We start from the raw sequence: 758 nt of genomic DNA on the forward strand, positions 1-758 counted from the left end.
ATTGGCGAGCGTATTTGGGTAGTACCTTCCTGGCATGATGCGCCTACTGACCCGAATGCAATTTGTTTAGCGGTAGATCCAGGCCTAGCATTTGGCACTGGCAGTCACCCAACAACCCATCTCTGCCTTCTTTGGTTGGAACAAAATACACAACTACAAAACCAAAGTCTCTTGGATTACGGTTGCGGATCTGGAATTCTGGCAATCGCTGCTGCAAAACTGGGCTGCAATCCCGTTGTTGGAACCGACATTGATCCACAAGCCATGGTTGCGGCACGTAGCAATGCAGAAATCAACAATACGGTGATTCGTTTTGTTCTGCCCAATGAAAATGCGCCAGAACTTGCTGCAGAAACTAAATACGACATCGTGATGGCCAATATTTTGGCAAATCCGCTACAAGTTTTAGCCCCAGCCTTGGTAAATAAAATGCGTCCGGGTGGAAAAATTGTGTTGTCTGGGGTGCTAGCTCGTCAAGCAGAAGAAGTCATTGCCACCTATAGCCAATGGTTAAACCTTTCCGTCTGGAAAGAAAGTGAAGGTTGGGTCTGTTTGCACGGCACCCTTCCTGAAATGGGCAATACAGCAAATTTGACCAGCAAAAACACAGATACCTCTGTGCCGGTTCAAAAAAAAAGTCTTAAATTAATTCTTCTAAGCCTATTTTTAATCTTGCTCATTGTTTTTGGTGAGCATCTTTCTAGAAATTCTTTGTTGCCGGCATTAGCAACACGTGTCGATGGCAGCTCTTCTCCGAT

At 45.3% G+C, this 758-nt stretch carries 1 protein-coding gene; it reads left to right on the top strand.

The annotated features are described in order from the left end of the window. The coding region (prmA, locus tag B7Y67_RS17300; RefSeq protein ID WP_293599690.1) for a 50S ribosomal protein L11 methyltransferase at positions 1-758 on the top strand (758 nt) is incomplete at both ends.

It is taken from the genome of Polynucleobacter sp. 35-46-11 (genome assembly GCF_002281105.1).